A 23,061-nucleotide genomic window follows, 5' to 3' on the forward strand; every position below is an offset into this window, starting at 1 on the left:
AGCTCCTCGTCGGGCGCCGCGCGATATATCGGGAGCCGCGCACGAAGGCTGAGGCACGACGAGGCGCACGATCCGGCATGGAACCTCCCCCAGTCAGCACCCGCATACATCGGCCGGCCGGGTTCGCCGATGGCCTCGACGCTCACTTCATCGCCATCCGCGTCGCCCCCGCCTACGCTCCGCGCATCAGGGGACCGCTGCGCCTGGACACGAAAGGAGCCCCTCTTGGCACCTCATTCCCATGAATCCGAGGCGGACGATCTACCCGAGACGCCCGCCGTGCCGCGCGCTTACGCCTGGCTGGTCTTTGCTCTGAGCTTTGGCCTGCTGCTGTCCGATTACATGTCGCGGCAGGTCCTGAACGCGGTCTTCCCGTCGCTGAAGCTGGAGTGGGGACTGACCGATACCGAGATGGGGGCCCTGAGCGGCGCCGTGGCGCTGACGGTCGGTCTGCTCGCCATTCCGCTGTCGTTGCTGGCGGATCGCCTGGGCCGCGTCCGGAGCCTGACCCTCATGGCGACGCTGTGGAGCGTGGCGACGCTGGGGTGCGCGCTGTCGGCCGACTTCGGCCAGATGCTCGTCGCTCGTTTCATCATCGGCGTCGGGGAAGCCGCCTATGGCAGCGTCGGTATCGCCGTGGTGCTGTCGGTGTTCCCGCGGCACCAGTGGGCCAGCCTGAGCGGCGCCTTCACGGCCGGCGGCGCCTTCGGCGCCGTGCTGGGCATGGCGCTCGGCGGCCACGTGGCGGCGAGGCTGGGCTGGCGCTGGTCGTTCGGCGTCATGGCCCTGTTCGGCCTCGTCCTCGCCGTGATCTACCGCTTTGCCGTCACCGAACAGCGGTTGCGACCAGCGCCGGAGGAGGGCCAGCGCGCCGCCGTCGCGAGACCCTCCGCGCGCCGGCCGATGTCGCTCCGCTCCGTGCTGAAGGGGCTGTTTCCGACGCGCTCGATCGTCTGTGTCTATGTGGGCAGCGGTCTGCACCTGTTCGTCATGGGGGCCGTGCTGACCTGGATGCCCAGCTACCTGAATCGTTACTACGGCATGACGGTCGATCGGGCGGGCGCCGCCGCGGCCGTCTTCGTCCTGGTCGGCGGCGCCGGCATGATCGCCTGCGGTGTGTTGACCGATCGGCTGAGTCGCGGACAGCCGGCTCGCCCGTGGCGGATGGCGCTCGCCTACAGCATGACCTGTTGCACCTTGCTGAGCGTGGCTTTCCGGCTCGAAGCAGGCCCCATGCAGCTCGTGCTCATCGGGGCCGGGACGCTGTTCGCCGGGGGCACGGCCGGCCCGGCCAGCGCCATGGTCGCCGGCATGACCGGGGCGTCGATCCGCGCGACCGCGTTCGCGACGCTGGCGCTGGCCAACAACCTGCTCGGCCTGGCCCTGGCGCCGCTCGTGACCGGCGTCCTCGCCGACCGGATCGGCCTCCTCGGCGCCCTGCAGGTCGCGCCGCTGGCCGCGCTCGGGGCCGCGCTGGCCTTTGCCCTGGGCCGACAGCATCCTGGAGCCCGGCGCCACGCGGGCGCGGCGGTGCTGCGATGAGCTCGCCCCCGAGCATCCCCCGGCGTGGGCGCGGCGGTCACGGCGGGACCGCCGGCGACGGGGCCGGCGCGCCGCTCGAGCTCTGCGGCGGCGCCGGGCTGTAGCCGAACAGCCGGAAATCGTCGGCGTAGACGCGGAGGACGATGTCCACCGACTCGGCGTCGTAGTACGCCGCCGTGGGCGTGCGCTTCACGGTCGGGTACCTGGTCTCGTTCACGTGGGGCAGGGGCTCCGTGATGCCGAGCCGGGCCCGGAAGGTGTCCATGCAGCCGGGCAGATCCTCGAACTTGAGGATCGCGTCGACGGGCCCGTCGGCGCTGCCCGGGATACAGCCCGATCGGGGGGACAGCGGTCCCGACCAATCCGCAGGCTGCGAATCCATCGGGGGGCGCGGGGAGGCGCCGGACTGGGCGGGCTCGGCCGCGGCCGGCCCCGTGGCGAAGACGGGAGCATAGCGGCCGCGTGGCAGCTCGATGCGCACCGAGGCCGCGGGGCTCGCGGCGTAGTAACGCTCCAGGGCCCGCCGGAGCTTGCTCATCTCGACACGTACGATCGAGTCCTCGACGGAGTCGAAGCCCTCCGGCCGATCGAAGACGCGGGTGGCGAGGAGAGGTGCGCGCAGATCGGCGCCGCGCCCCGCGAGCGCCTCGCAGACCACGAAACGGAGCAGCCGGATCTGCCGCGCCGACCCACCGAACACCGGACTCGCCACCATCCGCTCCAGTTCGGCCGCGACGGCGGCGCGCTGGGCGCTCTGCGGAGAACGCTTCATTCGCGTGCGCATCCTCACCCGTGGCCCTTGTAGACGCAACAGCGTGAATCGGACCGAGTTCACGCCCCGGAGGGCAGCGGGGGCCACCTCGCCCGCACGCCCGGCCGTTCTGCCGCGAAGCGCGCGAGGAGCGACGCGAGGCGCCGACCTGGCGATGCGATTCGCAGAGAATTCACAGTGAAACAACCTGAGAGGCCACCCAGCTGACGTGTACGGTGTGTAGCCACGGCATACGAGCCTCCGCCCCGTCAAGAGGGCCACGACTAGATCGAGCGCGACGAGCGCCGGCACACGGGGCTGGCCTCGCCCGCGCTCCGAACGCCCGGCGGGGACGCGCTCCCGTGCGAGTCGATGGCCGAGGTTCGCCAGGCGGCCGTCGCGACGTTCCGGGGCATCGGCCGGGATCTGCCCCTCTGGAGCGTCGCTCCGGTCGCGCTCTTCGATGCCGCGCGCCGCGAGACGCAAGCCGGGCCTCCCCTTCGCTGCTCGGCCAGGCCCTGATCCCGAGATCCCGGGGTGCGTGCTCCTTCACTGCCCGTCGACAGCCGATGTACGGACGTGATTGAATGAACAGTTCAAACCAAAGGAGCTTTCATCGATGGGTATCTCTCGAATTCATCTTGCGGCCACGGCGCTCGCAGCAGCGGCCGGGGGGCTCTTCGCCGGCGCCGGGGGCGCCCTCGCGGAGGGCACGGACTTCGCCGGGACCTACGTGGCGAGCCTCCCGGATCGCGCGGAGATCATGCACCTTCACCGGGACGGCACGGCCGGGATGACCCTCTCGGATCAGGTCACGTTCGGCGCCGGCGGGTTCACGTTCAGCGACAGCCAGGGCTCCTGGAGGCGCGCGGGGAACCACACGATCTCCATGCGCATGCTCAACCTCAATTTCGATCTGACCGGCGCAGCGCCCGCGTTCTCCGGGATCGCCGTCGTCGACTACCTCCTGGTGTTCGCTCCCAACAAGGAGACGTTCACGGCGAGCTGCCAGGGCAAGATCTTCGCCACGGGGGTCGACCCGCTCGCTCCCGGCGCCACGCCGGTCACAACGTTCGATTGCGCGTACCTGAATGGGCATCTCTACCATCGGTCGTCCGCGCCCTAGCTCTCCGCACCGAAAGAGCTTCCGGCGGCGTCGCTTCCGTGAGATAAGAGAGAGTTTCTCCACGCTCGTTTGAACGGACCTGTCGCGGCGCCCTGGCGCGAGGACGCGCCGAGAGCACGCGCACCGATCCGTGGAAAGGATCGAAACGTATGCGCAAAAAGCTTGTATTTGCTCTCTCGTTGCTCCCGCTCGCGGCCCTCGGGCTCGCGCTCCGGCCGGAGCCGACGCTGGCCGGGGGCTTCCCTTCCAGATGCGCCGGGACCTACCTGATCTCGGAAGCGGGCGGCGCCAGGGATTTCTGGACGTTCGCGGCCGACGGGTCCTTCTTCGGGACCACCTCGACGCAGCCCCTCTACAACTTCTCCAACCAGCAGGGGAGCTGGGAGAAGGTCGGTCACGACGGCGCTCGAGGCGCCCTGTTCGCGTTCGTCTACGACGAGGACAACACCCTGATGACGACGGCCCGGATCGATATCGTCCTCGACACGGTCGGCCAGGGCTGCGACGACATCGCCGGCTCCCTCGTCGTGCGCACCTTCGAGGACGGGGAAGACCCGCTCGATCCTTCGACAGACACCGGCGAGCCCATCGCCTCCGACACCTTCACCGGCCGCCGCGCGAAGCCGAGCCCCTGACGGCATAAGGGCGATTCGGCGGGTCAGAGCCCGTTGGGGATCACGGTGAGGGTGCCGGACTCTCTGTTGGTGAGGACGAGATCGTCGTATCCATCGCCATCCATGTCCGCGGCGGCGATGGCGTTGGCGCCGGGCGACGTGCCGGTCGGGACGACCGGGCCCGCGCTGAAGGTCCCATTGCCATTGCCGGTCATCGGGCGGACGCCGCCCGAGGACGTGGTGACCAGGATGTAGGCGTCGAGCTTGCCATCGCCGTTGAAATCACTGGCCACGACCCCCAGCGCCGAGTTGGCGATCGCGCTCGACGACGCGGTGGACTGAACGCCGCTCGCGAACGTGCCGTCGCCGTTCCCTCTGAAGAAGAAGAGGTACCGGCCGGCCGCGCCGTTCGAGAGGATGTCGAGCTTGCCGTCCCCATCGGCGTCGCCGAAGGCGATGCCCGCCGTCTGGCCGTTGGCGGAGTTGGTGTAGGCGACCGGAGCGGCGAACGAGCCGTTGCCCTGGTTGAGGAGGATCGACAGGCGTGCGGAGCCGGGGCTCGTCACCACGATATCCGAGGAGCCGTCGCCGTTCAGATCGCGGCACGCGATGCTCGACTGCACGCCCCCGGTGCCCGCGATGGAGATGAGCGTGGGCGCGCCGAAGCTGCCCCCGCCGGTGCCCATGATCACGCTCACCTGATTCAGGGCCACGCTGGTGGTGGCGATGTCGGCCGCCCCGTCGTGATCGAAGTCCGCGGCGCAGAGGTGGACGGAGCCCGGGGTACCGGTGGTGAAGCTCGTCGGCGCGCCGAAGGTTCCGGGCGCGCTCGCGCCCCGGTTTCGGTAGACGCTGATGCTCCCGTTGCTGGTGGGCAGGTTGGTCTGGCCGTCGACGGTGACGGCGTCGAGCCACCCGTCGCCGTCCACGTCCACCGCCACGACCGCGTTGCTGGAGAGCGGGGCGCCCGTTGTGTAGAGCTCCGGCTGGACGGTCGCGTCGCCGTTGCCGTGAAACACGGAGAGCGACCCGGAGGGGGTCGTCGATGACCCGGATTCGGCGTTGGCCACGAGGAGGTCGAGCTCACCGTCGTTATTCACATCGGCGACCGCGGGAGCCAGCGGGTTGTGGGGCACGGAGACGCTGCTCGGTGTGCCGGGGACCTGGCCCGAGGGCGGGTCCTGGCAGCCACCGTTCGAGCAGATCTGACCCGCAGCGCACGCGCTGCCGCAGGCGTTGCAGTGGGAGGCGTCGCTCTGGAGGTTCACCTCGCAGCCGTCGGACGTGCGCCCGTTGCAGTCCGCGAGGCTGCCTTCGCACGCCTCGCAGCTGGTGCCCTCGTAGGTGGGCAAGCACTCGCAGGTGGTGCTGTTGATGCCGTCGACGCAGGTCCCGCCGTTCTGGCACGGGCTTTCGGCGCACTCGTCGATGTCGGTCTCGCAGTTGTCGCCGGTGAAACCGGGCAAGCACGCGCAGGTGGTGCTGTTGATGCCGTCGATGCAGGTCCCGCCGTTCTGGCACGGGCTTTCGGCGCACTCGTCGATGTTGGTGCAGGTCACGCCGTCGCCGGAGTACCCCGCGTTGCAAGCGCAGGTGAAGGAGCCCGCCGTGTTGGTGCACGCAGCGTTCGCGTCGCAGTTGTCGGTGCCCACGGCGCACTCGTTCACATCGGTGCACCTCACGCCGTCGCCCGAGTACCCTGCGTTGCAAGCGCAGGTGAAGGAGCCCGCCGTGTCGGTGCAGGCCGCGTTCGCGTCGCAGTTGTCGGTGCCCAGGGCGCACTCGTTCACATCGGCGCATGTGCCGCTCTGGCAGGTGAGGCCGTCGCAGCACGGCACCGTGGCGTCGCACGGCGCGTTCACGGCCAGGCAGCCGTGGCCGCCCGCGTCCTCGTTGTCATCGCCGTCGGCCACGGAGGGGCCGGCGCTGGTGCAGCTCGCGAACAGCAGGCTGGAGAACGCGGGGATCGCCAGACAGCTGAAAAGAGAGCTCTTGCGATAGCTCATGGTTTGTCCTCTGTTATTTTGTTGAAGCCCCGGGGGGGTGCCGCGCGAGCCACCGGATCCCGCGCTGAGCTCGCGCGAAAATCAGTGTACACCACCGCATCGGGCCCGTTCGCCCGGTACCGCGCACATCACGGGTTCAAGCACGAGCAGCCCCCCCGGGTCCAGGCGCGCTCCGCTGCTGCTGCCTCAGCTGCAGAGCGCGCCCCTCATCGTGCGACTGCGTACGATCCGCCGTCGATGGGGAGTTTTCAGCTCACGTAGGGTGCTCCAGCCAGGCGAGCCACATAAACAAAAAAGGGCGAAAAGGCGGGTCAGAGTCCGTTGGGGACCACGGTGAGGGTGCCGGATCCCCTGTTGGTCAGGACGAGATCGTCGTACCCATCGGCATCCAGGTCCGCGGCGGCGATGGCGTTGGCGCCGGGCGAGCTGCCGGCCGGAACGACCGCGCCCGCGCTGAAGGTCCCTTTGCCGTTGCCGGTCATCGGGCGGACGCCCCCCGAGGACGTCGTGCCCCCCGTGGTGCAGAGCTCCGGCTGGACGGTCGCGTCGCCGTTGCCATTCCCTTGCCAATCAGTAGCTCGGCGGCAGCGGGCACGCCCGCGGAGTCGTCGCGGTCGTGCGCTCCGCTGCCAGGAGCGAAAGGTTCTGCTCGATGCCGGGCAAATGCGGATTGGCGTTGCAAGCGCGACGGTAGCTTGCCTCCGCGCTCTCGAGATTACCGAGCAGCTGTTCGACGGCGCCGAGGCTGGCGTGGGCCTCGGACAGCTCCGGAAACAAGCCAGTGGCGCGGATGTAGGCTGCGCGCGCCTCGGCCAGCCGTAGCTGCCGGCGCCGTTCGTTGCCGACGTTGTATTCGACGACGCCCAGCACCTCGGACTGGCTGAGCGGACGCGCGTATTCGCGCGCCGAGCCGCCCGGCACCGGAAAGCGCTGGCCGTACCACGCGTCCGGCATCGCCTCACCGGCGCGCAGCAGCTCCACGTTGCGCGCGCCGCCCTGCTCCTGCACCCGCACGTAGAAGTGCCCAGGCATCATCACCCCGGACGCCGAATGGCCGAGCGCGTCAGCCAGCGCGAGAAACAAGGTACCAAGGCCTACGCAGCTCCCGCGGCGGCGCTCCAGCACGCCGGGCAGGCACACGAAGGCCAGATTCGTGTCGGCCACTTCGCGCACGAAGCCCCAGCGGCCGAACAAGAGCTCACTCAGCACCGTAGCAGGTGAGCGCCGGGGCGACGAAGCGAGCGCGCTCTCCGCCTCGTCGACGAGACGCGAGAGCTCCGTCAGGCTCCAGGTCACCTGGCTCTCGTCGACAAACGCAATGTCACGGGCCAGGCCGATCAGGGCGCGGCCGAACGCGAGCTCTCGACGCGGAACACGCCAGCAGCCGCTGCCCGCGAGCAAGAGCAGGAGCGAGCGGCGCTTCATGGCTTCTTCAGCGGCTCCCAGTCTTCCCAGTAGTTGTAGAGATCACGCGCCGTCATCATCCAGATGACCAGCTTCTTCGTGCCGAGCGCCTCGACGCTGCGGCGCAGCAGCTTTTGCCGCACGTTGGGGCCGCCGCCGTAGCTCATGACCAGGTCGAGCGGATACGCGATGCCACGCGCGAGGTGCGCCGAGACGCCAGCGTGCTCGGCGTCCGTCAGCTCATAGACGGCGGTGAAGCTGTCGCCCAGGAGCACGACCGGGCTCTCCGGCTCGTCGTCGTACGGCTTGCCGTCGGCGACGACCTGGTGCGCCACGAGCGTCTCAGGCGCGTACTTTTTCTGCTCGGCTTCCGGCAGCCGCGAATGCAGATCGCCGAAGCGGGTGAAGCTGGCTTCGCGCAGGTCGTAAGCGCGCTTCTGCTTGGCGAGCTCGGCGTACCAGGGGTACTTCTTCACGCGGGTGGCCAGGAGGTCTGCGGCCAAGCGCAGCCCACGGTCGGTCCAGTGCGTGTCCTGGCGCTGGAACAGGAACGGCTCCGCTGCGCTCGTGGCCTTCGCCTGCAGGAACGCCGGCAGCAGGTCCACGATCTCCACGCCTTCCCTGCTGAGACTCTCGATCAGCTTGCGGAAGGCCGGATTGATGACCTGACCCGAGAGCGCTGTGAAAGCGGGGTCCAGCTTCTCCGGATACACCTCGAGCTTCGTCGGGACCGGCACGAACAAGAAGTCGACCCCCTGCTCGTCGAGCAGCTTCTTGAACTCGAGGATCACCGGCAGCGGGTTCTTTCCCTTCCGTTGCTGCTCGAGATCACCCCCGCTGACGTATTCGAGGTCGTTGCGGTAGAACAGAAAGCCATCTCGCCCAGCCAGCGCCTTGACCTTCGGCGGCATGCCCTTGAGCCGTTTCTTCAGGGCGTCATGGGTCGGCCTGAGCTTGGCCATCCACGTCGGCCAGGAGCCGCCCGCCTGGGCCAGCTCGCGCTGCACCGTCTCGAGCCCCGGCGCGGGGTTCGGCGACGGACGTGTCTTGCTCAGCCGAAGCGCCGGCTTCGCGGGCGCAGCGGCCGCGAGCGCCGCGCCTTCGCCACGCACCAGAAAGACGTTGTACGTGGCCTTGCCTTGCGGCTTGCCGCGCAGCACGATGGTCGGCGCCGGAAAAGCGCGCCCGCCCAGCTCTTGCTTGATGTAGGGCTCGGTCTGCGCGTCCGGAAAGCTCGGTCCCACCGGCATGAGATCGGTGTTGAAGGACGGGTACCAGTACGACGAGAGCTGGTTCGCCCAGGCCTTCACCTCGCCCGGCGACAGCACTGGATCCACGTAGTCCTTCTGAATCGCAGCCACGAGCACGGGAGTGACGACGCCAGGCGCCACTCGGCCATACAGCTCGGGAAAGCCGTCCCCGTCCTGATCGGCGGAGCCCGCAAAAGGCTTGAACCAAGGCTGAAACTCCACCTTGGCCCACAGCTCCACCGCGCCCGACGCGGGCTGATGAACAAACACCTCGCTCAGGAGCTGGCCGGAGGTGCCGGGCGGCAACTGAAGGCCCCACCGCTCGCTGCGCACGGCTGAGCCGACCTCGGCTAGCGCTTCGGCCCCCGCCACCTTGCGCGCTTGCAAAAACTCAGACAGCGGCGCGAAGGCCAGCGCTTGCTGCTGCTCGACCGGCGAGAGCGGCGTCTTCGCGAGATCGCTCGTCAGGCTGCCCTGGTCGAGCTGCCCCGCGAACGCGCGCGAGGTATCGGGCGTGCCCGCGGCCGACATGGGCGTCTCTGGCTCCGGGTCGGCGATCATGAAGTTGCTGTGATAGGCGGCGTAGTCCAGCGCGGCGCGCGTCGGGCGTGCCACCTCGCGCACCCAGACCTGCGAGCGCGTCCGCGCATAGCCTTCGTTCAGCGTACGGACGTGAGCGTGTTCGACGCGCGTGCCCGGTGTCGCATCACCCCAGGGAAATTTCGCAGACCCGGCGTGACAAGAAACAATGCCAGGCGCCGATGCGGCGGCGAGCAAGCCCCAAACCCCAAGCGCGCGCTTACGCTGCGTCATAGCGACCTCGACGGTAGTTCCACATCACTCGAAGCACCCGGAGCCCGTACGTCAGCGGGTTCAGGTGCGAGACCTCGTCCCCGTAGTGCGTGGGCACCGGCGCCTCGCCGACCGAAAGCCCACGTGCCCGCGCCGAGGCGATGACTTCCAGATCGAAATCGAAGCTGTCGGACAGGGCGTGAAACGGCAGCGCCAGCGCGCGCGGCCCATAGAGAAGGTAGCCGCTGTGGTAGTCGGTCATCGAAAGTGCCAGCGTCCGGTTCTCGATGCGGTTCAGCAGCGCATTGCCGACGTACTTGTAGAGGGGCATACCCCCCTGCAACGCCGTGCCCGCGGCGATGCGCGAGCCCTGCAGCAGATCGAGCCCGCGACGCGAAAGCTCCCCGATCAGCCCAGGCAAGGCCTCGGGCGCATACTGACCGTCGGCGTGGATACAGGCGACCAGATCCGGCGCATCGGCGCGAGCCCTGGCCAGACCGTCCTTCATCGCCGCGCCGTAACCGCCGTTGTTGCGCCGCCGGAGCAAGCTAAGGCGAAACGCCGGCGAGCTGTAGCGCTCGACCCGACGGGCCGTGTCGTCGCGACTGCCGTCGTCGACGACCACCACGTGGGTGGGCCCCGACGAAGCCAGGCCGCCGACGCGCTCCAGCACCGACTCGATGTGCCGGGCAGCGTTGTACGCAGGGATGACGACCGTCACCTTCATGCGGAGCTCGCGAGCTGGGAGAGCGAGGACGCCGCTGCGACGCGACCGCCGTAGCGCTCGACGTAGTCGTGCACGATCGGCGGCAAGGAGGCCGCCAGGCGTCGCTGGGGCTTCCAACCGAGCAGCTGCTGCGCCTTCTGAACGTCGGGGACGCGCTCCTGCGTGTCGTCGTAGCCGGGGCCATAGAACTCGGCGGCCGACACCACGCGAAACTGGGCAGGCGCGCGCTCGGGCAACCGCTCAGCGAAAGCGTCGGCCAGCAGCCGAGCGAGCTCCGCGATGCTGACGTTGTTGTCCGGGTTGCCGATGTTGAAGATCTGACCTCTACTCTGCTTCGGCCGCTCGAGCACGCGGCACACGGCTTCGACCATGTCGCTCACGTCCATGAACGCCCGCCGTTGCGCGCCGCCGCCCACGAGCGGCAAAGGCTCCCCTCGCAGCAGCGCGCTCATGAAGCTGGCCAGTACGCGGGGTGTCCCCTCCCCGTCGATGCCGGGCAGGAAGTCCATGCGCGCGCCGATGGTGTTGAAGGGTCGGATGATCGTGAACGGCAACGCGCCGTGCTGGCCGTGCGCCCAGATCACCCGCTCGAGCAGCTGCTTGGCGCACGAATACGTCCAGCGCTCGCGCCCCACCGGGCCGAGCAAGAAGCACGAGTCGTCCTCGTGCATACGCGCGGTCGGCAGCCCCTGCGCGTCCAGCGCGGCGCGCCCGTAAACCTCGGCGGTCGAGAAGTGAATCAAGCGCACGGCGCGCTCCGCGCAGCGCTTCACGAGCGGCAACAGGTGCGTGAAGCTGGCGTCGATGACCTCCAGCGGGATGGTCGAGTACTGGGCTGGGTTGCAGAGCGCCGTGAGCGAGATCACGACCTGACAGCGCTCGGTCACGTCCTCGACGAGCCCCGGCGCCTCGACGCGCGCCTCGATGCGCCGTACGCGCGCGTCCCAGCACTCGAGCTTGGTCAGATCCACGTCGACGGCGTCGACCTGGCAGGCGAAGCGTTCAAGCAAAGCCGGCACCAGGTGCGAGCCGATGAAGCCGCCCGCGCCGACCACGGCGATGCGCGTTTCCCTCACGGCGAGCCGCTCCCGGCGGACGGAAGGAAGATGTCGGGCCAGCGATCATTGGCCGAGTTGAAGGTGAGGCGCGCGGCCTTTTCGGGCGGCGTGCCCACCTCCCACAGGTAGATCTCGTAGTCGGCGGTGTCGTGGTCGTGACCGCGCTGGGTGATGCCCCAGACCATCCATTTGCCGTCGCGCGACAGCTGCGGGAAGTACTCGTGCGAGCGGCGCCCCGGCAAGTCCATGAACTGGAGCTTGTCCAGGTCGACGTCCTTCGGCGGCGCGCCATTATCGAGCGGCATGCGCAGCACCCGGCTATCGCCATTCCCGGTCGGGTGAACCCAGTAGATGGCCGTGTGATCCGGCGTCCAGTTCACCTGGCAGCCCAGCCCGGTCTGGGTCCAGGCCTTCTTGGCGATGTTCCAGATGCCGGTTTCGCGCTTCGAACCGCGCAGCGTGATGGCGAGGTACTTGCCGTCACTCGAGAGCTCCGGCTGCTGCAGCAAGGCGCCGTCCAGATCGGAGACGCCCTCGCTGTCCATCAACTGCGTCTCTTCGCCGCTGCCGACCTTGCTGCGAAAGACCTTCGTGCCCCGTACGAACAGGATCTCATCCTCCGAGATCCAGCTACCCCAGCTCGCGCCCTCGACGACCTTCTTCGGCTCGGAGCCGTCCGGCTTGACCGTGTAGATGTCCCATTTGTCGCTGGCGTTGGCGTCGCGTTCGCTCACCCAGCCTTGTTTGCTGCGGCAAAACAGGATTTGCTCGCCGCTCGGAGAGAACCTCGGGAACCAGTCGACCTCGTCGCCCTTGGTGATCTGCTTGACGTCCGAGCCGTCGGTCTTCATCGTGAACAGGTCGTGATTGCCCACGCGGGAGCTGGACCAGACGATGGTGCCGTTGGCCTTCTCGCCGACCTCGCGCATCAGCGCGACGTCCTCCGCGGGCGGGGCTTCGTCGGCACCCTTCGGGGGCTCGCCCGAGAAGGCCGAGCATCCGAGCACAGCCGAGCAGCACAGAGTACCAATTTGCTGCAGTGGGAAACGCAGGCTCATCTAATTTGTCCTTTCAAGAGCTTCACCCGCGCGGTGTGCGAGGCTGGCCGCCTCGACGGCGGGTGAAGGAAAACAGCGACGCAACCCGGCGCGCACGCCGAGCGGCGCATAGCCGAGGTCGTTCATGGCTTCGGTCGGGTCGAGATCGGCGTCGTTGACGATGCCGGCTATCGCGCTCGACGTGAGCGGGGGCCGCTTCATGAACACGGGGAGCACGGCCGCCAGCGCCCGGCACGCCCACACCGGCAGGTGCAAGAAGGGCCGAGGCCGATCGCGATGAAGCAGCAGCAGCTCAGCGAGCTCGCGCATCGAAATCACCTCCGCGCCGCTGAAGTTGTAAGTCTTGCCGTGCGCGATCGGCGCATTGGCGAGCCGCACGAGGCCGTCGACGATATCCTCGGCCCAAACGGGCCTCTTGAGCGCGCTCCCGGCGCCGATGAACGGCACCACCGGAAACCGCCGCAAGTAGTCGAGGAACATCAGGAGCTCCTGACCGCCGCCCTGGTCGTAAACCAGCGTGGGCCGCACGATCGTGTAGGCGAGCCCTGAGCCCTGGACGATACGCTCGGCCTCGAGCTTGGACTCGGCATAGCGCGTCCGACGGGGGTAAACGACCGAGGCCGACGAGACGTAGACGAAGTGCGGCACCCCCGCTCTTCGCGCCTCCGCGACAAGGTGCGCCGTGCCGTCGCGGTTGACGCGCTGAAACAGCGTGGGGTCGTGGGTAATGATGATGGCGGCCAGGTGGTAGACGAGGTCGACGCCGCGACACACGCCGGCCAGTGTGCTCGCATCGCTGATATCGCCTTCGCGCACGTCGCAGCCCAGCGCATCCATGCGCGCTCGCGACGGATCACCGGGCAGCACGAGCGCTCGCACTTGCCAGCCCGCTTTGCGCAGCCGCGCCGTCAAGCGGGCGCCCATCACGCCGGCGGCGCCGGTCACCAGGGCTGTCGGCATCCTACGGAGCCCCCGCAGGCTCGGGAGTCGGGAGATCCAGCGGAATCCAATCTCCGACCGACAGCTCGCGCGCAGCGAACTCCCAGACCACCACGCGCTTGCCCGCCAGGCGATCCTGGCCGGCCTTCAGCTCGCGCGCGAGCGCCTGGCGCGTGGCGAAGGCGCCGGAGTCGTTCTGCGCGATCACGTCGATGGGGCGACCAAGCGCCAGGGCCAGGTGCGGGGCCAGGCCGGACGCATTGCCCCAGCCCATCCCCTCGAGCGTGAAGATGTTGGTGAAGCTGTCGCCGAGCAGGAGCACGTCGGCGCCCTCGTCAGGCTCCCAGGGGGTGCCGGCCGCGTCCTGCACCTGGTGCACGACGACGCTCTCCGCTTGAAACAGGCTCTGATCGTCGGGCAGCTTGAGCATGTCGACAAGATCACCGACGCGCGAAGCCGGCTGCGGAACGCCGCGCATCACGGGCTTCTCCGCCAGCTGTGGCAGTACCCCGAGCCCGATCACGAGCTGGCCGAGGTCGGCGGCGATGCGCTCCATGTAGCCGGGCGTATAATGCGTATCTTGAGCGAGGAAGAGCGGCTCGGTACGGGGCTCAGGCACGCTGCGGCGCGCGTCGAGCACGGCCACCCCGGCGGCTCGAAGCTCGCTCAGGAAGCGGTCGTAGTCGACATTCTGCGCCATCTCGACGCGCCCATCACGCCCAAGAAGTGGACCGGGCTCGATCCCGGCCTTGTCCGGCATCGGCAGGAGCACGAGGCGGATCCCGCGTTGCGCGAGCGCTTGCTGGAACGCGAAGATGGCGGGTCGCGGATCCGGGTGGATGGGCTCCTGGCCTGCGTCGAGCGCTTCCCTGGCGCGGCCCCGCAGCACCTCGGGCTCCAGGAATCCGGGCCCGCCGACGTGCAGCACACCGGGCGTGTAATAGAGCCAGCCGCCGTGTCCGACGACCGCGAGCTTGTTGCCCACACGGCCTCGACGAGTGAGCAGCAGCTGCACGCGGGGCTGGACCCAGGCCTTGACGTACGAAGCGTCCTCGATGCCCTTCTCGAGCTGACGCAGGTTCTCGGCCGTCGGTGGGCGGCGCACCAGATCCGCGAGAGGCGATTCCTCACCCTCGCTCTTCTCGAGGTAGGCCTGCGCGAGCGGAACAGCGTAGATCGCCCCCAGAAACAGCAGCGTGAGCAGCCAGGCCGCGCCGCGACTCACGTCGGTCTCGATGATACCGCGGCGCAGCTGCTCGTCGCCAGTCGGGTCGGTCGGACCGCCGCTGCGCTCGATGGCGGAGGACGAGGGAGGCAAGGTCTTTTGCATCGCGCGGCCTCAGAACTGGAAGTACAGAAACGGGTTGATGGTCTGCGTCCACATCATCAACGTCGCGAGCGCCATCGTGGCCGTCACGAACGCGGTACGTGGCAAGGACAAGCGCCGCGTGAGCTCCCAGCTGTTGGGCATGCCGAAGATGACGACCGCGGCCAAGGCGAATAGCCCCACGTAGTACCGCGGGTGGAATGCGCCCGCCACGACGTCCGCCGCCGGCGAAACGGCGGCGAGCCCGAACAGCGAGCCCAGGTAGGTCACCGCCTGCTCGAGCGTCTTGGCGCGGAAGAACACCCACGACAAGCACACGATCAAGAAGGTGAAGGCGACGCCGACAGCAGGTGGCAGGCGGCGCAGCGGGTGAGCTTTACCGAGCCTGCGCTCCACCCCGAGCATGCCACCGTGGATGCCGCCCCAGATGACGAAGTTCCAGCTGGCGCCGTGCCAGAGCCCGCCGAGCAACATGACAGCCATCAAGTTGGCGTACGTGCGCAGGGGGCCTTTGCGGTTGCCGCCGAGCGGGATGTACAAATAGTCGCGCAGCCACGTGGACAGGCTGATATGCCAGCGCCGCCAGAACTCCGTGATGCTGCGCGACTTGTAGGGGGAGTCGAAGTTCTGGATCAGCACGAAGCCGAGCATCAGCGCCAAGCCCACGGCCATGTCCGAGTAGCCGGAGAAATCGAAGTAAATCTGGAACGCGTAGGCGACCAGCCCGAACCACGCGTCGTAGAAGTGCTTGGCGCCGCCGGCGAACGCCGTATCGGCGATGTGCCCCATCGGGTTGGCGAGCAGGATCTTCTTCCCCATCCCCAGCGAGAAGAACGCGACGCCGCGCGCGAACTTCTCGAGCGTGTGCTGGCGCACGCGCATCTGCTCCTCGATCGCCGCATAACGGATGATGGGGCCCGCCACCAGGTCGGGGAAGAAGGCCTCGAAGCACATGTAGTCGGTGAAGCGCCGCATCGGCCGGGCGTCACCGCGGTACACGTCGATGGCGTAGCTCATCGCCTTGAACGTGTAAAAGGAGATGCCCACCGGCAAAACGACGTGCAAGACCGGCACGATCTGCGTCGAGCTGCCGAAGAGCGCGCCAAGCGCGTTGATGTTCTCGGCGACGAAGCCCGTGTATTTGAACGCCGCGAGCAGCCCGAGGTTGGTGACGATGGAGATCGCCAGCACCAGCTTCATCTGGCGGGTCCGCACGACCTCGGGGCCAATCACGGGCGGCAGGCCGTCGACGTCGGGCAGCCGTGACATCTTCAGGAGCAAGAGGCCGCACACGTAGTCGACGCTCGAGCCGAAGAACATGATCACGGCCCAGCTCGGGTTCGCCCAGCCGTAGAATACGTAGCTCGACACGGCGATGAGGGCCGTGCGGGCCCGGCCCGGCAGGGCGTAGTACGCGGCCAGTACCAGCGGCAAGAAGTAGAACAGGAAGATATGGCTGGAGAAGACCATCTCAGCGGCTCACGGGGCCCACGGGCGCCAGCCCTTGTCCTTCATCGTCGCGAGCGCTCGTTGCACCCAGGTGCGATGGCCGTCCAGATTGAAGTGATGGTCGTCTTGCATGCCCACCCCCTCGGCCGAGACGAGCGCGAAGTTCGACACAACGCTCGGGCACCTCTCGATCTCGGGACGGATGGCGGTCGCCACGGCGCCGCCGACCGCGAACTCGCCCGAGCCTTCCACCTCGTAGTCGTTCATCAACGCAGGCAGCGTGGGCTCGCCGACGTCGTTGCGAATGGCGGTCACGAGAGTATTGATGCAGTCGGGAAAACCGGTGCGGTCGGCGGCAGTTCCGTGTCGCTCGGTGATCCCGAGATAGATGAAGATACCGCCGAAGGTCACCCGCCCCTTGATAGCCTTCGGCGCGGCGATCAGCTTGTCGTAGTAGAGGCCGCCCGGAATGAACTGGGAGCAGTAGGCCGAGGGCCACCCGAACCCGAGCGAGATGAAATAGTTGTCGGGCGCGAGCATCGCGGCTTCCTTGACCAGCGCCGTACCCGGCCCGCCGGCGGCGGTGTCGCCCGCGGTCTTCGGCTCGATCGCGAGCTCCGGCGCCGAGCCGGGGTGGTACATGAAGGCGTGCGGATGGGTCTCCGTGAAATGGTACGGGCGTGAGCTCTGCGGCCTCGTGGCGCGACCGGCCATGTTGGAGTGACCGATGTGAATGAAGGCGATCGCGCGCTCCCGCGGGACGTCGACGCCTCCAAGGTTGATGGTCACGCCCGAAGGCGCCGGCCCACCGCCGGCCCCCGCGTCGCCGGTCCCGCTGCTCCCGCCGCCGCTCCCGCTCGCCGCGGTCATCGCACCGCCAACCGAAGCTCCACCCGTTGTGGTCGCCCCTCCAGCGCCGCTCGAAGGCCCGAAGTCGTCCCCCGCCCCGACGGACTGCGTGTCGTGCGGGTGCTCGGCGACCCCGCAGGCGAGCCCGCCGACCAGCGCGAACAAGGAAACGAGCGCCCACCGAGACCTGGACAGGCTCACGTTGAGAAGTGGTTTCATCGTCGACTCTCCTCCAAGTTAACCAAGATCCTCGTCGCTTCGGGGTCGAAAGGCCGGACGCGCAAGGCACGCCGTAGAAAGCCCAGGCCTTGCGCCGATTCGCCCCTTCGCAGGGCGATCAACGCCATGAGATTCAGGCTCCCGACGTCGTCGTCCTGGGAAACCAGGCTCTGCCGGGCGAGCCGCTCGGCGGCATCGAGCTCACCCGCCGCGAAGCGAAGACGCGCTTCGAGGGCCCGGGCTTGCGGCGTGTCGAGGCTCGCGAGCGTACGCTCCGCTTGCTCGAGCTGACCGAGCACGCCGTGCAACGTGGCCAGGCTCAGACGTGCCGCGGCGTGCACCTTCGGGGAATCCCCGAAGCGCTGCCCCAGCTCGACCAGGGTGCGGTCCGTCTCGCTGGCTTCACGGAACGGCTGCTCCGCGACGCCGGGCGTGAGGTCGCGGCGAGCAAACAGCACCTCCGAGCCGTCCGTGTAGAGCAGCTTCCAGTCAGGGCTCGCGTAGAGGTGGCCAATCAAGCGCTGGTAGCGCTCGGGGAACATCACCGGCAAGACCACGTAGCCGAAGGAATGACGCGCCTGAAACGCTTCGAAACGCTCTGGCTCGTCCGCGAGCCTCAGGTACTCGGCAAACTCGTCGGCGGTGCGCAGCACGAGCCGGGTGTCGATGTACGGCCGAAACCGCGGATAGAGCCGCCAGATCAGGTAGCCTCCGTGATGATCGGCCGCGAAGACGTCGCCCCCGGGCAGCGCGTCGAGGCGCGCAGCGCTCTCGGCCGGCACCCGGAACGGGCTCGGATCCGCCAGCGGCGGCTCGCGCGCCGCCGCCGACGCCGAGACGAGCAGCAGCGCGCTCAGGAGCGCCGCGTTGAGGCCCACCGCCGCGCGCACGCCCGCGCGGCGAAAGCTCGAGACACAAAGCCGCCGGAGCGCCGGGGCCAGATTGACCGCGAAGATCGGCGCCCCGACCCAGTACAGCAGGAGCACGTTGCGGTTGCTCATCAAGGCCAGCCCCGCGAAGCCGAGCAGCAGCAGCGCATGGCTCAGCCTCAAGCGGCGCCCGGCCAGGAGCACGGACAGAGCGAGCAGGGCCAAACACCATTTGACGTGCCAGAACTCGCCGTCTGACAGGCGTTCGAGCTCGAAGGGCGGCAGGTTCTCGGCCACGTCGTGGGCGAAGACCTGGTGCTCGCCGGGCAACAAGCGCCCGAGCAGCAGCGCCGGCAACGCGGCGCCGCGCAAGCCAAACGGCGTGAGACACGTCGCCAGCAAACACCCCGCCAGCGTCGCGAACAGCTGCTGTACCCGCGCCCACGGCGCCAGCGCACAAGCGTGTTCGGGCGCAAATGGCCACGCACGCGTCTGGCCAAAGCTCGCCCAGCCGAGCGCCGCCATCGCGTACGCCGCGATCACCGCGGGGCCAAGCGCCGAAAGGCCCTGGAAATTCGCCCAGACCAGCTGCGCCAAGGGCAATGGCAGCAGGTGCCGGACCCGGCCGTCGCGCCGAAAGCGCTCGAGCGAGAACCAGAAGAACGCGAGCAGGACGAGCGTGCCTATCACTGGCCGGACGAGCAAGAGCGAGCGAGCCGCCAGGAGCCCGCCGACCAGCGACGTCACGAGGAGCCCCCTCGCCCACGAGCCGCGCCGCGCTTCGAGCGCGAAGTAGAGCAAGCCCGCGCCCAGGCCGATCAGCGCGCACTTGACCAAGACAAGCCCGACGAGGCCGACCGCCTGGTGCACCGCGTACACCGCGAGCTGAAAAAGCCAGTGTACGTCGACCCAGGCACGCCCTTGCGCGCTGACCGAGAAGGGATCGGTGAACAGGAGCCCACCCCGAGCGACCATCTCGCGACCTGCCGCGAGGTGCCACCAGATGTCACCGTCGGCCGAAGGCGCGAGCCCCGTCGAGGCCGCACCCAGGCCGAGCAACGCCGCCACGAGCGGCGTGCGATGGCGGAGCAGGGCGGCGACGGGCGACATGACTGCGTCTCAGAACGGCGAGACGGTGAAGCCGATGCCTGCCGTCCACGGCTGCAGGCTCGCGCCCTGGCTGCTGCCCTCGGCGCCGTCGACGACTCCGCGCTTGTCCCAGCCGAGCGGCAGCGACACGCCCCCCAGGATCGCCAGCCAGGCGTTCGACCACTCCACGGCCAGCGTGCCGGTGACTGCCCACAGCTGCACCTCCTGGTCAAGCCCACGGTCACGATCCGCACCGAAGAAATGCGACAGCGACAGGCCGAGCGACGGCACGAGCGGCCCCCAGAAATAGCCCGAGTAGCCGTAGATCGCGGCCGCCGGTGCGCGGTAGTTGCCCAGCTCGTTTTCTCCGCCGCGGTAGCCGAACGAACCGCCCAGCACGATCAGCCCCCACGTCTTGTCGATCGTATGGTCGAGCGTCAGGCTGCCGCTCACCTTGCCAAGGCCAAGCTGCTTTTCCTGCGTGAGATAGTCGTTCTTGTACTGGGCGTCGTGCACGCCGGTCGGGACACCGACCTGCAACGTCAGGCTGGTGGAGTTGATCTCGCCGAAGCGCCGCGTGACGAACCCCGCGATGTCACCCACGCCGGAGTTCGAGACGTCCACGGGCAGGCCGTAGTAGTCGCGGTAGTACTTGTAGAGCAGCGGAACCGCGAGCCCCACATTCCATTTCTCGTTCAAGTTGCGCGAGACTTGAGGGCTGAGGCTGAGGTTGTAGCCGTCGTCCAGATGCGTGTACGTGCCGAGCGTCTGCAGCTCGAAGAGCCCCCCGGTCACGCTGTGGCCGATCCACTTGATTCCGCCCCCCGCGCCCGTGGAGCTGCCGGCTCCGCAGCCGCCGATCGTCTCCCAGCTCGAGAGCAGGCCTTCCAGCCGTGAAACTCGTAAAGACAGCGCTGGTCCGAGCTCGGCGAGCGCGTCGCCTCGCTCGCCGAGGGTCGCCTCCAGGCGGGCCACTCGCACATCGTTTTGCCGAGCCGCGCGCTCGGCCGCAATGAACGGAAAGCAGGCGACCACGGCCAAACCACATGTTACCAGCCAGGCGCCCGGGGCACGTAGTCGTCTGAAGTTCAAGCGAGTCTCTCCCAAGCGCACGGTCAAGCCGGGTCGACCTGGAGGCACCAGTAGCGAACGCTCCCGCGATCCGTGGCGGCATATTCGTCCACGAGTGCACCTTTCCAGATGGCCTTCAGATCAGCCTTCAATTTAAGCTTGTGAACGTCGCCCTGGTTGAAGCTGCGCAGCTTTCCGCCGACCTGCTCCTTCATTTTGTCCTTGATCTTGGAGCGCGGCACGAGCGGCTTGTAGTGCGCGACAAGGATGAACTGCTTGTCGAGCGGCCCGCCCTCGACCTGGTAGCGCATCACGTAGGCGTAATCGTACAGGTCGTCGGGGGGCATCTTGGAGGGAATTTCAACGAGCTTTGCCGTCACTTCCAGGGGTTCCACCGCGTCCGCCCGGGCGCTCCCCTCGACACCGGCTATCGCGAGCAGCAGCGCGCTCATCAACACTTGGTGACCAAAGTGGCGTCGGCTTGATTGAATCATCGTCGCAGAATAGGGCGAGAAAGGTCGATCTTGCAACAAGGCAAGCACCCATTCTCGAAATCAAGCAACCTACACCGGAGATCGCTGCAGGCTGTCGGCATCTTTCCACTGTGAGGCCACCGTGAGAGCAGCACTACCGCTGGTAATTTACGGCGGGGTGCGCGAGACGAGAGCCGCCATGGTGAACGAGTTAAGCAGCACCGCCCGCTTCCTCTCCGCGCTCGGCGAGCCGACCGACGTTCCTGGTCGCTCACCCGACCGGGGACCGCCGTACTGGAAGAGCACAGTCCTGCGCGATAAGGCGCTCGGCGACGCCGCATAGCGCATCGCGACAACATCCCGGGCCAGATCAACGCCCGGAGGGCGACGTGTGCCCGCGGCACGCCGACGCTCCCCTTGTCTCGCTCTGCGCCGGCCGGGGCCCGCTCTTTCGACCCATGAACGAGGCGTCACGACGCTCGCGGTCCCGCCACTTCGGTTTGCCGCGCCACACTTCTTCGCGCGCGATCCGGCTTCTTTTGCCTGCGCGCCCCGGGGATCCCAGCGGCCTCTGCCTGGGCATCGGCGATGCCCAGCCGCACCCTTGCGGGCCGCGTCATCGAACCCGAGCATCGCGACAGGCGCGAAGACCATGTATTCGTACAGCGTTCCCGAAGTTCGTACCTGGACGCGCGGTACACCAGGCCAGGCCCTCGCGACGGCTCGCAGCCCGTGCGAAGCGAGCACGCTCCATGATGGCCAGCTTCGCCGGGCAGGGCTCCTCCCATCAAGAAGATTGAAGAGGACCGCGTCCGCGTGGCCGTCGCCGTTCACGGCCGCGTCATTCTTCGGGCTCCGGCAGGCAGCAGACGGTGGTCGGGCGCGCCTCGCCGCCGGCCGGGTCGCAGAACCCCACATGATTGACCTCCAATTCGGCGCGGATGCTGCCGAGCGCCGCACCATCCTCCTCGGGAAGCAGGCAGCGATCGACCTCGCCGGCAGTCACCGTCGTCGTCCCGAGGAGCGCGTCTTCGCTGCACGCGCGATCCGAGTAGGCGCTCACCCGCGCGACGCACTCCCTCGGCGTGCGGCTGGGCACGCAGACGCACGGCTCGCAGCTCCGCGTGAGGTCCCGGTTATAGAAGATGAACTTTTCCGAGAACACGGGCCGCTCCCCCGGAGCGGCGGGCGGGTAGCATCCGCGATCCCCCTCCAACCCGATCATGCAGTAGCGCCACCCGGGGGGCACGTTGGCCTCTTGCTGGTTGAGCAGGCAGACATCCCCGCCCACTGGACACTCGAAGTTTGCCACCCCGCCACTGCACGCGATCGCGATCTTGGCAGGGCCCGCTGGCGGAGAGGGCTCGTCCACGGTGAACGGCGTGCACGAACCGTCCGGCCCCGGCGCGATCCAGATCGCGCTGAACTCGTCTGCAGGCACGGTCCCTGGAGACGTGCACTCGCCTCGCCAGTTCCGGGGCGGATTGAACGGCCGGAGCGTCTCCGCCGGGGTGTTCTCGCACGAGGCGTGCGAGTGCGCCGCAACCAGCTCCGGCATGTAGCAGAGCGGAACGCTGCATCCGCACTTGGGACAGGGCTCCTCGCCCGGCCGCAACGACCGCAGCCGGGAGAATACCGTCGGAGCGATCTTCTGCGTGTCGCGACGCTGAAGGTCGTATCCGGTGAGGTCTCCGCACGACGGCTCGGGCTCGTCAGGGTCTCCGATCCACAGCAGCACCGGATCGTAAAAACCGACCATCGGTCGTATCACGCACCTCCCGGCGCAGACGCCGTTGCTGGTGCCGTCCTCGTTGGTGATGTGGCAGAGATTCCCCGGCAGGCCGCACGGCGGCTCCGCGCTGCCGCAGCCGCCCATGACCAGCACGCCGCCCAGGCCCCCCAGCGACAGGGAGATCAACGCGCGCAGGAGCCACCGCCTTCTGTTCCAAATCATCGCGACCTCACCGCCTTCCCACGCGCTCCCGAGGAGCCCCTACCCCCTGAACCTTCGCTTGGCTCCTGCCGCGGGCGGCGCGCCCAACCGCCCGCCGGTGTTCTCGACCGGGCCGTCACGGCGCCACCAGCGCCTTCGGCAGACAGCAGACCGTCTTGGCCTCGCCGATCACCCTGTCGTTCCTGGATTCACCGCCCCTCGGCTTGCACGTCCCCGGCTCGTTCGAGAGCCACGTCGCGCTCACGCTGGCCAAGCTGGAGGTCGGCTCAGGAACCAGGCAGATCCCACGCTCGGCCACATCGGCGCCGACGAGGATGTCACTGCAAGCGGCATCCTCCCAGGCGACCACGAGCGCCTCGCACCGGCTCGTCGCCGGCGCCTCGCAGGCGCACGGCGAGCAACCCGGCGTGGTCTCCAGGTTCACGTAGAACACCCCCAGCTTGTCCGAGAAGATCTTCCGAGGGTCCGCGGCATACTACCTGGCGGGTCTCTTT

Annotated in this window: 22 protein-coding genes; 5 read left to right on the forward strand and 17 right to left on the reverse strand. The window is 68.3% G+C overall.

The genetic code is table 11. The annotated features are described in order from the left end of the window. The first annotated feature begins 225 nt into the window (after positions 1–225). Complete coding sequence (locus WMF45_RS30735) at positions 226–1,542, forward strand: MFS transporter (protein WP_437708569.1); 1,317 nt, start codon at positions 226–228, stop codon at positions 1,540–1,542. A 37-nt stretch (positions 1,543–1,579) separates the two neighbouring features. Here WMF45_RS30735 and WMF45_RS30740 read toward each other — a convergent pair whose 3' ends face one another. Further along, complete coding sequence (locus WMF45_RS30740; protein ID WP_437708571.1) at positions 1,580–2,314, reverse strand: hypothetical protein; 735 nt, start codon at positions 2,312–2,314, stop codon at positions 1,580–1,582. A gap of 351 nt (positions 2,315–2,665) precedes the next feature. Between WMF45_RS30740 and WMF45_RS30745 the strand changes: the two genes are divergently transcribed. The 3 genes from WMF45_RS30745 to WMF45_RS30755 all read left to right on the forward strand — a co-directional run bounded on the left by WMF45_RS30745 (position 2,666) and on the right by WMF45_RS30755 (position 4,054). Continuing rightward, on the forward strand, positions 2,666–2,815 hold the full coding sequence (locus tag WMF45_RS30745; RefSeq protein WP_437708572.1) for a hypothetical protein: 150 nt from the start codon (positions 2,666–2,668) through the stop codon (positions 2,813–2,815). Between the two features lie 97 nt (positions 2,816–2,912). Further along, positions 2,913–3,419, forward strand: coding sequence for a hypothetical protein (locus WMF45_RS30750; protein ID WP_437708574.1), 507 nt, complete (start codon positions 2,913–2,915; stop codon positions 3,417–3,419). 149 nt (positions 3,420–3,568) lie between these two features. Continuing rightward, a complete protein-coding gene (locus tag WMF45_RS30755) occupies positions 3,569–4,054 on the forward strand; it encodes a hypothetical protein (RefSeq protein WP_437708576.1) in 486 nt (161 codons plus the stop codon). 23 nt (positions 4,055–4,077) lie between these two features. On the opposite strand, the gene WMF45_RS30760 is transcribed toward WMF45_RS30755, so the two are convergent. The 14 genes from WMF45_RS30760 to WMF45_RS30825 all read right to left on the reverse strand — a co-directional run bounded on the left by WMF45_RS30760 (position 4,078) and on the right by WMF45_RS30825 (position 20,634). Continuing rightward, entirely contained in the window at positions 4,078–6,039 is a 1,962-nt protein-coding gene (locus WMF45_RS30760) for an FG-GAP-like repeat-containing protein (protein ID WP_437708578.1), read from the reverse strand. Between the two features lie 311 nt (positions 6,040–6,350). Then, entirely contained in the window at positions 6,351–6,710 is a 360-nt protein-coding gene (locus WMF45_RS30765; protein WP_437719598.1) for an FG-GAP-like repeat-containing protein, read from the reverse strand. Continuing rightward, on the reverse strand, positions 6,610–7,464 hold the full coding sequence (locus WMF45_RS30770; protein ID WP_437708580.1) for a transglutaminase family protein: 855 nt from the start codon (positions 7,462–7,464) through the stop codon (positions 6,610–6,612). The genes WMF45_RS30765 and WMF45_RS30770 overlap by 101 nt, the downstream gene beginning before the upstream one ends. Beyond that, the gene (locus tag WMF45_RS30775) at positions 7,461–9,506 is read right to left on the reverse strand and encodes an alginate O-acetyltransferase AlgX-related protein (protein ID WP_437708582.1); all 2,046 of its coding nucleotides are present in this window, start codon (positions 9,504–9,506) and stop codon (positions 7,461–7,463) included. The genes WMF45_RS30770 and WMF45_RS30775 overlap by 4 nt, the downstream gene beginning before the upstream one ends. Then, positions 9,493–10,212 carry a glycosyltransferase family 2 protein gene (locus tag WMF45_RS30780; RefSeq protein ID WP_437708584.1) on the reverse strand — a complete coding sequence of 240 codons (720 nt, stop codon included), beginning with the start codon at positions 10,210–10,212 and terminating at the stop codon, positions 9,493–9,495. The genes WMF45_RS30775 and WMF45_RS30780 overlap by 14 nt, the downstream gene beginning before the upstream one ends. Further along, on the reverse strand, positions 10,209–11,288 hold the full coding sequence (locus WMF45_RS30785) for an NAD-dependent epimerase/dehydratase family protein (RefSeq protein ID WP_437708586.1): 1,080 nt from the start codon (positions 11,286–11,288) through the stop codon (positions 10,209–10,211). The genes WMF45_RS30780 and WMF45_RS30785 overlap by 4 nt, the downstream gene beginning before the upstream one ends. After that, entirely contained in the window at positions 11,285–12,328 is a 1,044-nt protein-coding gene (locus WMF45_RS30790; RefSeq protein WP_437708588.1) for a hypothetical protein, read from the reverse strand. The genes WMF45_RS30785 and WMF45_RS30790 overlap by 4 nt, the downstream gene beginning before the upstream one ends. Then, on the reverse strand, positions 12,329–13,288 hold the full coding sequence (locus WMF45_RS30795) for an NAD-dependent epimerase/dehydratase family protein (RefSeq protein ID WP_437708590.1): 960 nt from the start codon (positions 13,286–13,288) through the stop codon (positions 12,329–12,331). It abuts the gene before it with no gap. Between the two features lies 1 nt (position 13,289). After that, positions 13,290–14,597: an alginate O-acetyltransferase AlgX-related protein gene (locus WMF45_RS30800; RefSeq protein ID WP_437708591.1), complete on the reverse strand. Its 1,308-nt coding sequence runs from the start codon at positions 14,595–14,597 to the stop codon at positions 13,290–13,292. A 9-nt stretch (positions 14,598–14,606) separates the two neighbouring features. After that, positions 14,607–16,064 carry an MBOAT family O-acyltransferase gene (locus tag WMF45_RS30805; protein WP_437708593.1) on the reverse strand — a complete coding sequence of 486 codons (1,458 nt, stop codon included), beginning with the start codon at positions 16,062–16,064 and terminating at the stop codon, positions 14,607–14,609. 9 nt (positions 16,065–16,073) lie between these two features. Then, a complete protein-coding gene (locus WMF45_RS30810) occupies positions 16,074–17,111 on the reverse strand; it encodes a sialate O-acetylesterase (RefSeq protein WP_437708595.1) in 1,038 nt (345 codons plus the stop codon). Further along, complete coding sequence (locus tag WMF45_RS30815; RefSeq protein WP_437708597.1) at positions 17,108–19,090, reverse strand: tetratricopeptide repeat protein; 1,983 nt, start codon at positions 19,088–19,090, stop codon at positions 17,108–17,110. The genes WMF45_RS30810 and WMF45_RS30815 overlap by 4 nt, the downstream gene beginning before the upstream one ends. Positions 19,091–19,099: 9 nt before the next feature. Further along, positions 19,100–20,104 carry a hypothetical protein gene (locus WMF45_RS30820; RefSeq protein WP_437708598.1) on the reverse strand — a complete coding sequence of 335 codons (1,005 nt, stop codon included), beginning with the start codon at positions 20,102–20,104 and terminating at the stop codon, positions 19,100–19,102. An 80-nt stretch (positions 20,105–20,184) separates the two neighbouring features. Further along, positions 20,185–20,634, reverse strand: a complete 450-nt coding sequence (locus WMF45_RS30825; protein WP_437708600.1) for a hypothetical protein — start codon at positions 20,632–20,634, stop codon at positions 20,185–20,187. 178 nt (positions 20,635–20,812) lie between these two features. Between WMF45_RS30825 and WMF45_RS30830 the strand changes: the two genes are divergently transcribed. Then, positions 20,813–20,956 (forward strand): hypothetical protein, encoded by a 144-nt coding sequence (locus WMF45_RS30830; protein ID WP_437708602.1) that lies wholly within the window; start codon positions 20,813–20,815, stop codon positions 20,954–20,956. A gap of 498 nt (positions 20,957–21,454) precedes the next feature. Here the strand turns inward: WMF45_RS30830 and WMF45_RS30835 are convergent, their stop codons facing one another. Both WMF45_RS30835 and WMF45_RS30840 read right to left on the reverse strand, forming a co-directional pair. After that, positions 21,455–22,567: a hypothetical protein gene (locus WMF45_RS30835; RefSeq protein ID WP_437708604.1), complete on the reverse strand. Its 1,113-nt coding sequence runs from the start codon at positions 22,565–22,567 to the stop codon at positions 21,455–21,457. 115 nt (positions 22,568–22,682) lie between these two features. Then, positions 22,683–23,000 carry a hypothetical protein gene (locus WMF45_RS30840; RefSeq protein WP_437708606.1) on the reverse strand — a complete coding sequence of 106 codons (318 nt, stop codon included), beginning with the start codon at positions 22,998–23,000 and terminating at the stop codon, positions 22,683–22,685. Positions 23,001–23,061: the final 61 nt, after the last annotated feature.

It is taken from the genome of Sorangium sp. So ce448, assembly GCF_051520915.1.
GTDB lineage: Bacteria > Myxococcota_A > Polyangia > Polyangiales > Polyangiaceae > Sorangium > Sorangium cellulosum_B.